Raw genomic sequence first — 15,072 nt, forward strand, 5'->3', positions numbered from 1 at the left:
AACACATTAAAAAACATAATTTACATAAAACAGCAAATACCCCGGCAGAAAAAGAAAAAGAACAAGACACAGACATCACGCATCAGAATACAAGTTTACAGATCAAACACTTACAAATAAAATCAAACGCGCATAATCATAAAAGTTAAAATGATTAGGTATAAGTGCGGATAATCATATTTTAAAAAATAAAGCAATGAAAAAGATGACATATACATTGATCGTGGCGGGGCTGACGATGCTCTCCGCCGGTAAAAGCGCGTATGCGCAAATCCCCGAAGCGAAAAACGTTCCGCAAGATACGGTGATGTACAAAACAACATACGAAGTACGGCAAATCATCCCACCTCTATATGAGGCAGCCGGATTTTTCCGCGAGGGGAGAGCTCGGATCAAGCGTGACAACAAATGGGGCGTATTATCTTTCAGAATAGTGAAAAACGAAAAGTGAAGCCCTTCGGGCATTTGATTGTTGATTGGTTGGACTGTTGGCTGAATGCTGACCGCTGCATACTCTTTAGATAAACTTCTCTCTGCGGCGGAGGTTCAGAAGTCCGGCCAGAAGAAAAACGATGCCTCCGACCGTCAGGAAAAGACGGCTTTTAAGGATCGTACTCTGCCAGACGAGGGGGTGCATCTCACGAGGCCGCGAGAATGGATTGAGAAAAACGTTCCAGAACGAACGGCTGATCAGGTCGACAGCATTCATAAAGATAAAGAACAGCAGTCCCAGCACAATCATGATCACGGCCGTAGCGTTCCCGCTACGCGTCAAGGTGGAGAAGAGAAATGCGAGGTTACCGAAAAACAGCATGGGGAATAGCAGTTGTGCGGCCATCTCGAAGACGGGTACGGGATAGAGCAGCCATCGGGCGAGCAAAGCAAAAAGCAGCAGGATGACATAATCGGCCACGTAGACCATCAGCATACGTGCACCCCAGACCTTATAACGGTAGTCGGGGATGCTGAAGATGATCTCGAGCATGCGGCTATCCTCATCGTTCTGAATCCCAAAGACCACGGGGTAGAAGATCAACAGCATACACGGGAAGAACAGCAAATAATAAATACTTTCTTCGTTGATTTCCACCCTGTCCCATGCCATCTGAAACATAAAGAAGGCAAAGAACACGAAGGCAGCCAACAGAAACCAAACAAACTTGCCGGCAAAGATAATCTTCAAGTTATAGCGCACCATCCGCCCGGCCAGTATGATATATTTTTTCATCTTCTACATGTTTTTTAATAAGCACAAATAAGCATCTTCGAGATTGGCCTCTGCCTGCACGGCATCAGGACGGGGCTGCACGGCCGAGAGATAACGCACCTGTATGCGATCGCCATCCTGAATATGATGTACGACGAACGACTTATCGAGCTCGTCGAACGACTCCCCATCGATGGAGAACTGCCATATCTTGCCTTCGGCCATATAAACCATGCCTTCGGGCTGTCCGAAGTATTTCAACTGTCCCCTGTCGATGACAGCCACCTGATTGCACGAACTCGAAATATCCTCGATGATATGCGTCGAGAAGATGACGATACGTTCCTTACTCAGTTCGACCAGCAGGTTACGAAAACGGATCCGCTCGCGCGGGTCAAGTCCCGCCGTAGGCTCATCGACCACGAGGATACGAGGCAGATGAAGGAGAATTAGGGCGATGCCGATCCGCTGCTTCATGCCGCCGGAGAAGGAACCGATCTTCTCGTCTCTTCGTTCATACATATTTACGGCTCGCAACACGTATTCGATCCGTTCGTTGCGCAAACGGTCGTCGGTCAGTCCTTTCAGGATAGCCTGATAGTCCAGAAACTCCCACGACGACATCTGCTCGTATGTGCCGAACTCCTGCGGCAGGAAGCCGATCAGCCCCTGCAACTCCTCACGGTAGACACGGGTGTCCAGCCCATTCACCCGAATACATCCGTAACTCTGCTCCAAAATACCCGTAACGATCCGCATCAGTGTTGATTTACCGGCTCCGTTAGGGCCCAGCAGACCGAACACCCCCGTCTTGATCTCGAACGATACGCCGCGCAACGCTTTGAACGGACGACGACGCTTGCCGAGCCACGGCACACTCTTGACCAGACGGAAGAACATACGTTTCAGCCCCGCAAAGCGACCGCCTACACGCTCGATGTTCACTTCCCTTTCATACAGATATTGCGACGTGACATAAACAATCAACCCGCATCCCCACAAGAGAGCGGTAAGCACCATCAGAGACGGTTGACTGATCTTGCCCGACAAAACGACAAGCAGTACGACAGGCACTCCCCAGAACAGGAGTCGGTTGAGGTAACGGAGGCCTCTTCCGTCGCCGAAACGGAAGAAGAGGTACATCCGTATTTTACGCCACAGGTACAGGGTCAACGCATATACGATAAATGAAAAGACAAAGATCCAGAACGAATGCTCCAGATAGCCGTAGGTGAAACAGACGACAAACGCGAAGAGTCCAAACAACCAGCCGATATTCAGGAAGTCTTTGAACGAACGATACTCCTGCTGAATCCCCAGACGCTTGCGCCGTTCCTGTCCGCTGTTCCACTGGCGGGCGAAACGTCCCGCACGGTCGTATACCTTCACAAGGTTACGGATGACGATCCGGATCTCCTGCTCAGGATGAATCACATCGGCTCTTGCCCGGCGCAAACTGGCCTTTACAAAGGCTGTGACTCCGGGAATGAGGATGACCAGCGTCACAACCGATACGGCCTGCCACAGCCAACTGTCGATATAGACATAGACGGCAAGCAGCCCGGCAAGCATAAGCCCGAGATGAAGCCATTGCACCCTGCGCGAGAGCGCACGGTACCATTGTAACGTATTCTCCAGCCCCATGTAAGCCGTGGGAAGGATGACCAGCGTCAGCAACGACGAAAAAGTCAGTCCACCGATCACAGTAATCGCAAAAGGCGCTCCGATAGCTCCGGCATATTCCGTATCGCCCATGGCCAGCGGGAACATGGCGATAATCGTGGTGATGCTCGTGATCAGAATCGGACGGATACGGGACAGCCCGGCCGTCATCAGCGCACGTTCGCGTCGGAAGCCTTGCTTGCGGAGAATACGAGCATAGTCGATAAGGATGATGCCGTTGTTCACAACTACTCCAAGGAGGATCAGAAAGCCCGTCAACGTATTCGCATTCAGCAGGCTGTTACCGGTCATAAGCAGAGCCAGCAGTGATCCGATAGCCGCCAGAGGAATGGAAAAGAGCAGTACGAACGGAGTCGATATCGATTCGAATACGCACGAGAGAATCATAAAGATCAGCACGAAGGCGGCAAGCAGGAGGAATTTAAAATCGGCGAACAGATCTTCTTCATGAACGACTTCAATGGCTACCCCGGCGGGCAGATTATAATTCGCGATATACCGGTCGATGTCGGCACGATACCCTTCGAGCAGTGTCTTCGACTCTTCGACACTGCGGGCGAACCGGTAGCGTACTTCAAGTTGCTTGTCCTGATTCACACGTATGATACGTGAGCGTCCGTTGCTCTTGTGAAGGGTAGCCAGCTCGTGAAGGCGGTGCATTCCTCCCTGCCCGTCGGCAATGCGTACCTCTTTCAAGTCATCAACGGTTTGCTGTTTCTTTTCCCGCTCGGACGTCTTGTCCGGCAAATCTTCACGAATCACGATGTCGTAAGTCTTGTTACCCACTTTGAAGGTTGTTCCCGTAGCATATTCGGGCGTCAGCTGCGCCAGTCCTGTTGCGATATGACTTCGGGTGATGCTGTACGAAGCGAGCAGTAACGGATCGAAATGCAACCGCACTTCGGGTTGACGACGGGTCGACGGCATCCACGCATGTCCGACAAACTCCTGTGCGTCGAGGTAATACCGTATATCTTCGGCCACCACCTGCATCATGTCGTAGTCCGATCCTTTGATAACCACCCGCTCCTGATTATCCCCAATGCCCAGCAGCGTCATAAAAGCCATGGCCGTTCCTGCGCCGTCACCCCCACCGGTTCCGCTCATAGCTTCGGAGAACGATATCTCGGCACCTCCCACAGCCGGCATCCGCGTTTGTGCGTCGGCCTTGATCTCAGCGATCTTACGCCTACCCGTCGTCTCGTAATCTTTCCGAAGAATCACGGTCAGCACGGCTTGCTCCTCCTGAACACAGCTGACGACATCCTGCTTCTCCGGGATCTCATTAAGACGTTCTTCGATCACCTTCACGATCTTATCCGTATGCTCCAGCGTGCTGCCCGTATGCATCGTGACATAGATATCGAAGCGGTCGGACTCAACTTCCCTGTTCTGACGGACGTTCATCGTCAGCGACAGAATCAGCGTCAGGAAAAGCAGTACGACGGCGCTCAACAAGGTAGCACCGGGATGACGCATGCACGTTTTGAGAAATACGAGGTAAATCTGCACAGGCCGTTGCAGCAGAGAAATCTTTTCGTAAAATACGCTCTCACCTTTTCGTCGCAAGATGCCGTAGGTCGCCATCGGAATAAACAGCAGGGCCACCCCCATCGACACCAGCAGGGTGGAAATAATTGAGACACCGATATGGTTGCCGATCAGTTTGATCATGAAATTATCGGAGAAGACGAAAGGCAGGAATACGGTGATGGTTGTGAGCGTAGCGGCTATAATCGAACGCCAGACCTCTTTTGTCCCTTTCGTTACGGACTGCTCGGGCGATTCTCCCGCCGCCGACCGCCGATACACATTTTCGAGCACGACGACGCTGTTATCGAGCAGCATCCCGATAGCAAGCGCCATGCCGACGAGAGTCAGGCTGTTGATCGAGATGCCTGCCGCATAGAAGAAGTTAAAAGCCGTATATACGGACAAGGGGATAGACAAGGCGATGAAGAACACGAGACGGATATTCTTCAGGAAAAACCAGAGCACTAAGATAGCCAACAAGCCCCCTGTCAGCGCCAGACGAATGATCTGATCGATATTCTTCTCCATCGTTTCAGCCGTATCCGACTCGATCACGATCTCCACATCCTGTTCCTGCAAACGTTCATTGAGCCGGTCGATCACCGCCCGTGTACGATGCGACAGGTCGATGAGGTTCGTCTGGGCTTCGTTCATGAGCGCGACGGAGATCGCGTCCTTGCCGTTCACGCGGCTGAACGAGGTTTCTTCTTTCAGGTCGAAGCTGACGGTTGCCACGTCTTTCAGGAACACGGGGCCTTCGGCTACGACAAGATACTCCAGCTCGGAAACCTGCGTGTACGCCGAATGCACATGAACGAAATAACGCGAATCAGCTTCCGTAACATTCCCTGCAAACATTTTCTCCTGCGTCTGACGATTCAGCAACTCACCGATCTTCGAGGCCGTCAGGTTCAACGCTTCACACACTTCCTTATGTAAACGGATCTCAATGGTTCGCTCCTGTCCGCCATACACATCGACGGCCGCCACTCCATCGATATGTTCAAGGTCGCGCCGAACCTCTTCTTCCACGACATTACGCACGCGATCCACTCCTCCCGAACCTCGCACCTGCAATGTCATAAAACGGTTCGCCATCATCGCCAGATCAACTTTCTGCACTTGCACGGTAAAGCCTTTCGGCAGCGATGAGGAGACTTCTTTCATCTTCTCTTCGAGCCTGAGATACGTCGTCTTGAAATTGATATCGGCCTTGAAATCGACCTGTATGGACGACTGGCGGCGGTTGATCTCGGAGCGTATCTTATCTACCCCTCCGACGGTGCTGATAGCTCCCTCGATCGGAATGATGACTTCGGTCTCGACATACGCCGGATCCATCTCCTGCTGAGACTGGACGGAGACGAACAGCACGGGCAATTCCGCATTGGGCAACAACTCCACAGGCAGCTGTTTGTAGGACACATACCCCAATAAGGTAAGCGCAATAAACAACATGCTGATGGTTACCCTTCTGTTTAAAAGAATGTTCATCCTTCGCGTCTTACCTTACTTTTCAGTTGTTCGAACACATAGTAAACACACGGAATCACGACAAGACTCATCAAAGTAGACGTAATAAGTCCGCCGATGACAGCCACCGCCATGGCGGAGCGCAAGGCCGCTCCTTCGCCGATATGGAGCGACATGGGCAGCAAGGCCAGAATCGTCGTAAGCGTAGTCATCATGATCGGACGGATTCGCTGCCGGCCGGCCTCGACAATGGCCTCCGTAAGCTCCATCGTCTTCTTCAACTGGTTGATGCGTCCGACTAAAAGAATCGAGTTGTTCACCGCAATCCCGGCAAGCATAATCATCCCGATCACTCCCATGATATTGAGCGTTATTCCGGTGATCCAGAAGATCAGCACGGCTCCCACCAGTGCCAGCGGAACAGTCAACAGGATGGTAAAAGGATGCAGCAACGATTCGAACTGCGATGCCAGCACCATGTATACAAGTACGACCGACAATAACAGCGCAAGCATCAGGCTGTTCATCGATTCCCGACGCTGCTCCTCCTCGCCCGTCACATGAATCGAATAACGTGAGGGCAACTCCACGTCCTCCACTGCCCGGCGTATGTCTCGCGCCACCTTATCGAGCGAGCGAGCTTCGTCTTTGTCGGCAAGAATCTTGTTGATACGGCTCTGATTCCGACGAAATATCTCCTTCGGGGCCTGTGTCGGGGTAATCGTCGCGATCTCGTGCAGCAGAAATTCCCGATTCCCGCTACGGATGACAAGGCGTTTCAATTCCTCTGCCGTAATATCGGGTATTTTGATGACAATATCACGCATCTCTCCCTTATATTCCATCTTGCCCACGTCCCGCCCCTGCAACTGTTGCTTTAACTGGGCAAGCACGGTCGAGGCCGTAATCTGATGAATACCGGCCATCGTACGGTCGAGGGTGATCAGCAGCTCGGGCGCTCCGTCGGCCATCGACGACTTGAGGTTATAAATCCCTTCGACCGATGCCATCCGTGCCATCACCTCGTCTGTGAGAGCCGCGATCTCTTCCGATTCTTCTCCTTTCACTTCCACGACAATCGGAGCCTCTTCATCTCCGAACAGCGAGCCCAGCGAGTAATCCTCCTGTTTGAACGTAAGTTCCAACCCTTCGATCTCTTTCGTTGCTTCCACAAAACGCGATATGACTTTATCGGTCGACAAAGGCGACGCCTCCGAAAGCAAGACCGTCAGCGTTGCCGTCGACTCTCCCTCAAATACCTCATGCTCCGATGCTCCTTCTCCGATATGGCTGTACACGGTAAGCAGGCTGTCGCCACTGATGGAGTGCAGCAGATATTCCAGATTATGCACTACGGCATCCGTGCGTTCGAGACGTGTGCCTTCCGGCAGTCTCAGTGAGACGGAGAACGCACGTCCGGCGGAGCGGGGTAAAAACTCCGTCCCGACGAATGGAGTAAGCAGGAACGTAACGACCAGCAATCCTACCGACAGACCGATCACCCACCAACGGCGTCGGAGAAACGAGGTGAGCAGCATGCCATACCGCTCGAACCGAACGGTTTTCGCTTGCCGCTGTATCTGCTTCCTCCCCGATAGTCGGTCGTATAGCATGGGAATAATCAGCAAGGCAACAAATAAAGAGGACAGCAGCGAGAAAGCCACCGTCCACGCCTGCTCCTTGAACAGTTCGCCCGATGCTCCGTGCAGGTAGACGATTGGAAGAAAAACGACAATGGTCGTCAGTGTAGAAGCAATCACTGCGCCGGCTACCTCCGATGTTCCGGTGACAATAGCGTCTGCACGGCTCAGCCCCCGCTCATGATTTCGGAAGATGCTTTCTATCACCACAATGGCATTATCGACGAGCATCCCTCCGCCAAGCGCGAGACCTCCCAGTGTCATGACGTTTAATGTCAGTCCGTTAAAATACATCAGGTTAAATGTTGCCACGATCGAAATAGGGATCGACAGACTGACGATCAGCGTCGTCCCGATACGACGAAGGAAGACAAACAGCACTAACACGGCCAACAGCATCCCCAGCAAAGCCGTACTTTTCACTTCACCGATCGCTTGACTGATAAAAGTACCCTGATTGCGGATCACCTGAAAACGATAGCCGGGCAAAGCCTGTTCCATGGCTTTCAACTGTCGATCGATTCGATCGACCACCCGAACCGTATTATGCTGCATCTCCTTATAAACAGAGAGGCCGATGCAACGTTCGCCGTTGATACGCACGATGTTTTCGGGACGGGCATTTTCAAACCGGGCTGTAGCCACTTCGCACAGATATATCGGTGCACGGTTCTCCGTTCCGCCATTTGCATGAGATGCTTCCGTCGATGCGACAGTCGGGCGATAGCTCACAATCAGATTCTCAAAATCGGCTTCGGAAGTAAAGAACGACGAACTTTTCACCAAATACTGCAGTCCGAGTTCACTGACCCTTCCGCCCGATACGGTTTGATTATTCGCCTCGATTCCGGAGGCGATGTCTTCCATCGTCAAGCCGAACGCCTTTAACTTATAGGGATCGGTTCGTAAGGTCAGGACAGAGCGCTCTTCGCCGGAGAGTAATACTTCCCCTACCCCTTCTATACGCACCAGTTCGTTGCGCACGTAATTCCCGGCCATCTTACGCAGCTCGGCCATATCGGTGATGGAACGATGCGACATGGCAATCAACATCACCGGATCGGTATTCGGATCATGCTGAGTGATGTTGAGAGACTCAATATCCGTGTTACGCGAAAAAGGCGCCATGGCTTTCTGCAAGTCTAAAAAGGCCTCGTCCATATCTTTATGCTGGACGTACGTGACCGTGATGCGTGCCGAGCCGGAACGAATCACCGAGGCGACCTGCGTGACGTCGCTCTGACGTATGGCCATCGACTCCATATTCTCTACGAACATCTTCTCCATCTCTTCGGGCGGACGTTCACCCGCCTTGATTTCTACGAACAGACGCGGAGCATTCATGTCGGGCAGTAAATCCACATTCAGACGATTGTACGAGATATTGCCGAGCAACACGATTGCCAGCACCACCATCGCCATGGTAACGGGATTGTTTACCGCAAACCGGATGATTTTTTTCATGTCATTGCGTAATCTTAAACTATACCTGTATTACCGTTTCACTGCATCGCGTTACTTCAGCACCTTTACCCGACTGTTTTCACGCAAGGTCTCAAACCCTTTGACGATAAGATGATCATGCTCGTTCAACCCTTCCGTAACCTGAATAGACTCATCGTCTTCAAGACCTGTCCGTATCTGACGCGCAACAGCCGTATTCTTTTCCACCACATATACATATTTGCGGTCTCGTGCTGAGAGAACAGCATGCTTCGGAATAATAATGGCACTGTCGGCCTGCTCCACAACGATATCGACTTTGATGAACATACCGGGACGCAGTTTCTGCCCGGCATTGTCTATCCGTATCCGTCCGGTGAAGGTGCGTGTCTCGGTACTGATAGCCGGAGAAAGTTCGCTGATCACACCTTTCAGCGTATCTTCGGGCAAGGTGTAGTGCGTCACATGGACCGGCTGATCGACCCTGATATACGGAATCGTACTTTCGGGCAAGTTCACATCCATGTACATACTCGTATACGACATGATACCGACCATCGGTTTCCCCTGCTCCACCCGACTGTCCGATGTATAATGAGGCAGAGAGACGATCACTCCGTCAAAAGGCGCCTTGATATTCATCTTTTCCAGACTGATATTGGCATTCTCCAGTTCGTACCGGGCATTGGCTGCTTTCACATCCGTATTACGCATCTCACTGAGGGTCACTCCTCCTTTCTCGTATAACGCCTTCTGCTTGCTTTGCTCCTGCCGGGCAATTTCAAGATTCAACGTTTTCGATTCCAACGCAATGCCATTCTCATATTCTTTATTTTCGAGGCGTATGATCAGTTGACCTTTCCTGACCCCATCACCCAACTTATACGGTTTGCCCGTCGCCGGATTACGCTGAAGGCCGTACATCCCGCTCATCTCGGAGACAAGTTCGGCCGCACCAGCGGCCTGTGCCGTTCCCGTGGTATGAATGAGCTTGCTGATCGATCCTTTCCGAAGTTCCTGCACAGATACGGGAGTCTCCACATCGTTCTGATCGGATTGAGGTTTGGAACCGCATGCCGTAAGCGCGGCCAGCGCGGCTACGGCGAAGATTGTTTGGTATTTCATCATGAGGTATATCATTTTATTTTTTACTCGTATACGGGAATGAATTTATTTATCTCTATGACGGGCATCGCCCAATGTCCGGACAGGAATTACCGGAGCGTTTTTCTCAAAATCGTACAGCGAAAGAATTTTCAGATTCAGCAACTCGATTTTATAATTGATCAACGTTTGCGAATAAGCGATCTTCTTATTGGACAGCTGGGTCTGAAACTGACTGATCTGCATACCGGTGAGGTCTCCTTCACGATATCTGGTCAAGTTCAGGTCATACGTCAGCTGCGCGTTCCTGACATTCTTTTCGGCAATGGTAATCTGTGTGCGGAGATTTTCGAGCCGGCGCCACACCTGACGGATATTCAGCTCGATGTCGAGCTTTTCATTTTCCTGCCGGAGCTTCGCGATTGTCTGTGCTGTCCGTTGCGCCTTCACACGCGCTTTCTTCTCTCCCCAATCGAAGATCGGAACGGTAAAGCTGATGGCGACACGAGGATTTTGCGTCGGATTATCGTAGACGCTTCCCAATCGCTCATTGTCACCGGTAATGCCGACCGATAAGGAGATATCTCCTTTAAATTCATTCAGGCTCTTCGTGCGGATCATTTGCAGTTCCGCCAACTCGATATCGATCTCACGCTGCCGAAGCTCCATCCGCGAATCGAGTCCGTTGCGGACAGCCTCCTCAAGACTGACGGCTATCGGACTGATCCCGATATCGGCCATGACACGAATCCGTTCGTGAAGAGGCAAGCCCAGTGCCTGCTTCAACTCGTCTTCCGCGTTGGCGAGCGCAACCACACGTTCCTCGACCGAAGACTGTGCCGTGGCCAAATTCAACTCCGCCTGATACAGCTCCTCTTTGGCCGACAAATCGGCTTCGACCTTGTTTTTGATAATTTCGAAGCTCTGCCGGGCATTTTCCAACTCCTCCCTGCTAGTCTCCAGGTTACTTTGCGCCATGTAAACCGTATAGAACCGATTCGTGATGTCTCGCTCCGTATTCAGGCGCTGAAGAGCATAATCGATCCCTGCATTTTCATAATCGAACTCAATCTGTTTCAACTCCATCTTCCGACGGTTATACGTAAACACCGGCTGAGTGAACTGAAGATAAAGATTGTTGCTGAATGCTCTGTTGCGGTTTTCATGCCCTTCGACCACCGATGTGTTATTTTGCCACCCGAACCGGTTAATGAGCGAGAGCTCTCCATCCGTCCACAAGATAGGCTGCGTAACACGGAACGTCCCGCTTGAAGTCAACGACTCGTTCGTGTACCATTGCGAAAGCCGGTTGTCGAAACGACGCGTCTTCGTATAATCAATCGGATCGAGGTTCAGAGAGAACCGGGATTTTAACGATGCCCGCTGCGCAACGAGCTGAAGCTGATATCGCTCCAGATTGAGCTTCGAGTTGATCAGGGTAGGATTGTGCTCTTCGGCGATGTCGAGTGCCTGCTCTATGGTCACCGACCGTTGCGCATACGCTTCTGAAGGCACGCCCCACATTCCCGCAAGCCACATCATCCCACTCACGTAAATCCTTAGGAATTGTTTGTTCATCATCATGTTTCTTTTCTATGCTGCTTCTTTGAGTTCATTCGCTTATTTTCTGACGATTTTCACGGCATCGGCTGTGACGGTTCTTAACTTCGTATCATTCGTCAATACGACATGTACCGTATCACCGTTGAAATAATATGTGCCCAGCAGACCCCATCCGTCTTCCGAACGTGCAAGGTCGATATACGCTTCTTCTTCCTCGTGATCATAACAGACCTTAAACCGATATTCCGTATGACTTGCCCTTCCTCCGCCACGTCCTCCTTCACGAAGTTCCTGAGGTTTATACACGTAATAGTAGAGGTCATATTGTCCGGCATGCGGAACCGGGATACTCCATGTAGCCGTCTGATTTCCGCTTCCGCCCTTGATCACGTAAGCCGAACGGATATGCGCACCGTAATACTTATCGTTTGTCGTCAATGTCCATTGCAGCGGAGCACGCCATTGGGACACGCCCGAATAACGGAACGATTGATCGTTCTCCTTATCGAGCCACCGTGGCAGAAGACCGAACACTTCGGGTTTCGACAAGGCGAACAGCAAAGAGTCTTCATTATCTACGATCACCTCTCCGGACGTATCATCCGACAGAAGCGGCAGTACGAAGTCGCCTTCCTCTTCGATCGTCCGGTTCTGTTCACGCAGGATATTTCCGACGGGTAAATCGATCTGCGCCGGCAGGTTTGCCGATATAAGTGTATGAACACGGAGTTTCCGCGGCGCTTCGTCCCAATGCGTCACGATGCGTTTCGTCTGATGCGGAGCGAAAGAGAAGGTGCGTTTCGTTCGCGGATCATACAAGTCGTTACGTCCTCCCGCATCGGTTTCCAGACGGATCGCACCCTCGTAATCGGAGGTATTGGTGATCTGCAAAGCCACGACATACGTCTCCTTATCGCGGTTCGTGACGTGTACGATACGGGGCGTTCCGACAATATATACAGGCAGCGGCGTAGGACGTAGCCATGCGCCGAGAGACACCCGGAGGTCTTTGCCGGTCATCGTGCCGAGTGTATCGAGCAGGTACTCGAAGCGCAGGTTTGTAAACTTGTTCCGTTGCAGGATGGCACGCAGCGAGTCACGAAACGCACGGTATCCCATATCAATTTCGGCAGGAGCGAAGAGGCTGCTTGCCTTCAGCGACAGCACATCGTCGACCGGATTACGCAGTTCCGTATCGGAGAGCAGCTCCTTCAACGGCCGCTGCTCCATCAGCAGATTTGCCTTTTCCTTATTGCTGATACCGTTCATCTCCCTGATCCAGCCGTTCTCTTCGGACTTGTCCTGCAGGTAGAGTTCGATCATGCGGTTGGCGACAGACCATTCCGACGAAAATACATTGTATCTGAAATTATACAGTTGAGGAAAAAGCAAATAAGGATTGACCTCGGCAGAGACATTCTCCGTTCCGCGATCGAACGACCAGTTGAAATCGCTCTCTGTACGACGGAAGAGATGCATAAAGCTATTGAACGTACGGATGGCAGCTTCCTTATCGGTAATCTCACGTCCTTCCCAACGCGCCCATTTCTTTTCACGTTCGACCCTTCTCGCAACATCAGCCTCGTTGAACAGGCAACCTTTTTCGGGAAAGAAAATCATCTCGGGCTGTACTTTCTCCTGTGCCTGCGTCCATACTCTGGGATAGCTGTAAAACTGCACAGGCACTTCGACTACGGAGAATCGGCGGAACGAATAATCGAGCGAATAATCGTGTTCGATCGACTGGCGAAACTCTCTGATCTGCGATGGAATGGTATCCGTAATCGAATCGAACGGAGCCGTAAAATCACCATGCCCCCGCAGATGCCAAATACTGTACTCCGTACTGTCTACCACGAGGCTTTTCTGCTCGTAGTCCCCCACGATAAGCGAGAGAGAAGGTGACGGAAAATCCGTTTCGTAGATAAACACCCGTTCTTGTTCCTTATCCAAAGAGAATGCAGCGGTGTCCAGCGTCGTTGGGAAAGGTTGCTGCCGTGTACCCTGTGAGAGAGCCATCAGGCCGTCTGTCGTACGCACCGTCAGCCGGAAACGACTGAAATACGTTTGCTGCCCATCGGTGCTGAGGCTGCTGTAGGAAGTGCCGGGACGCGGATACCAATACGCTTCGGGTGTAAAAAGCAGATAGTCGCGTTCCTGAAAGCTGTATTTCTTATCCATTCGGAACAGATCGTTCGCATACTCCTGCTGCAGGATGTCGGCAGGAATATCAAGGTAGCAAAAGCGGTCGTCGATGCGTCCTTCGTACTTCATGACGATCGAAAGGGAGTCTCCTTCGGCGAGTTCATGTCCGAGATCAACAAGGATGATCTGGCTCCTGCGCTCGAACGCTAACGGACGACCACCGGCTTCGACCTCGTGCACGGTCAAGCCGGGATTGAGGCAGAATGTAAACACGGAACCGCGAGTGGCAGCCACTCCGTTCATGGACACCTCAGCAATAATCGTCGACGGCTGTTGGGTGAGGATGATGTCGTAACGGTCGACAAGCATCTTCGGTGCGTGCACATACTCATTATTCAACGCGATATAATGCTGTCGCAGCTCCCCTTTTTTCCTGACGGAATCTACATGACGATAAGCTGCCGCGATACCTCCGAGAAAGAAGCAACAGCCGAGTGCCAGCCATCGATAGCGTCCGTACTTCGTGTTCGGCAACCGACGGAACAAAAACACGGCGAGGCAGACAAAGCCTAATCCAATCAGCAGATAAATCGCACGATGTATCATCAGCGCCTGCACGTTCGTAAAGCCGACGACAGACGATTTCACCAAAGGCAGGTTGTAGGTCATGTAATCGAAGAGATAGTAAAACCGATCGCCAACATAAAACAGAGTCAGTCCGATATACCCCAGCAGCAGTACGAAGGTCACAGCCTGATTTTTCAAGATAAGCATCAGGCAGATAGACAGTCCAAGGATATAGAAGAGCGTAGGGATGCATATCAGGAAGAAATACGTGAGATAGGCCGTCCAGTCGATCGACACGCCCGACGCGAGGTTAAAAATCAGGACCATCGCAAGAATCATCAGGTCGAGGCGGAAGAACACGCTTAAAATCCCCCATATCTTACCCGCTACGTATTCGGCATTGCTGAGCGGATGAACATAAAACACCTCGGACGTATCGAGCTTTTTGTCCGACTTCAGAAATTCGGACGACAAAAAAACGGCGATCACCGCCTGCCCGGTATTAAGCAGCAGCAGATTTACATACGGGATATTGGAGGGCAGCGATTTCATCAGCCAGTAGCCGTCGTCGCTAAGTAAAGCTGCAAAATTAAACAATGCCAGAATCAACACGGAAAGTACCAGAAAGACGCGGTAGAACCATGTACGGAGCAATAGCTTGCGTTCATACTTGGCGACAGACCGTATATTATTCCATACCGACATATTGGTTTG

General features: G+C 51.5%; 7 protein-coding genes. 1 reads left to right on the forward strand and 6 read right to left on the reverse strand.

What is annotated here, in order from left to right:
• Positions 1-196: 196 nt before the first annotated feature.
• Complete coding sequence (locus BFO_RS03570; RefSeq protein ID WP_014224242.1) at positions 197-451, forward strand: WG repeat-containing protein; 255 nt, start codon at positions 197-199, stop codon at positions 449-451.
• A 66-nt stretch (positions 452-517) separates the two neighbouring features.
• Here BFO_RS03570 and BFO_RS03575 read toward each other — a convergent pair whose 3' ends face one another.
• The 6 genes from BFO_RS03575 to BFO_RS03600 all read right to left on the reverse strand — a co-directional run bounded on the left by BFO_RS03575 (position 518) and on the right by BFO_RS03600 (position 15,063).
• The gene (locus BFO_RS03575; protein ID WP_014224243.1) at positions 518-1,228 is read right to left on the reverse strand and encodes a hypothetical protein; all 711 of its coding nucleotides are present in this window, start codon (positions 1,226-1,228) and stop codon (positions 518-520) included.
• Between the two features lie 3 nt (positions 1,229-1,231).
• Positions 1,232-5,917, reverse strand: coding sequence for an efflux RND transporter permease subunit (locus BFO_RS03580; protein ID WP_014224244.1), 4,686 nt, complete (start codon positions 5,915-5,917; stop codon positions 1,232-1,234).
• Entirely contained in the window at positions 5,914-9,000 is a 3,087-nt protein-coding gene (locus BFO_RS03585) for an efflux RND transporter permease subunit (RefSeq protein WP_014224245.1), read from the reverse strand. The genes BFO_RS03580 and BFO_RS03585 overlap by 4 nt, the downstream gene beginning before the upstream one ends.
• A 51-nt stretch (positions 9,001-9,051) precedes the next feature.
• Complete coding sequence (locus BFO_RS03590; RefSeq protein WP_041591094.1) at positions 9,052-10,107, reverse strand: efflux RND transporter periplasmic adaptor subunit; 1,056 nt, start codon at positions 10,105-10,107, stop codon at positions 9,052-9,054.
• Between the two features lie 42 nt (positions 10,108-10,149).
• Positions 10,150-11,625 (reverse strand): TolC family protein, encoded by a 1,476-nt coding sequence (locus BFO_RS03595; RefSeq protein WP_390904757.1) that lies wholly within the window; start codon positions 11,623-11,625, stop codon positions 10,150-10,152.
• 78 nt (positions 11,626-11,703) lie between these two features.
• Positions 11,704-15,063, reverse strand: coding sequence for a golvesin C-terminal-like domain-containing protein (locus BFO_RS03600; protein WP_014224248.1), 3,360 nt, complete (start codon positions 15,061-15,063; stop codon positions 11,704-11,706).
• Positions 15,064-15,072 lie beyond the last annotated feature (9 nt).

The sequence above is a fragment of the Tannerella forsythia 92A2 genome, from assembly GCF_000238215.1.
Lineage (GTDB): Bacteria > Bacteroidota > Bacteroidia > Bacteroidales > Tannerellaceae > Tannerella > Tannerella forsythia.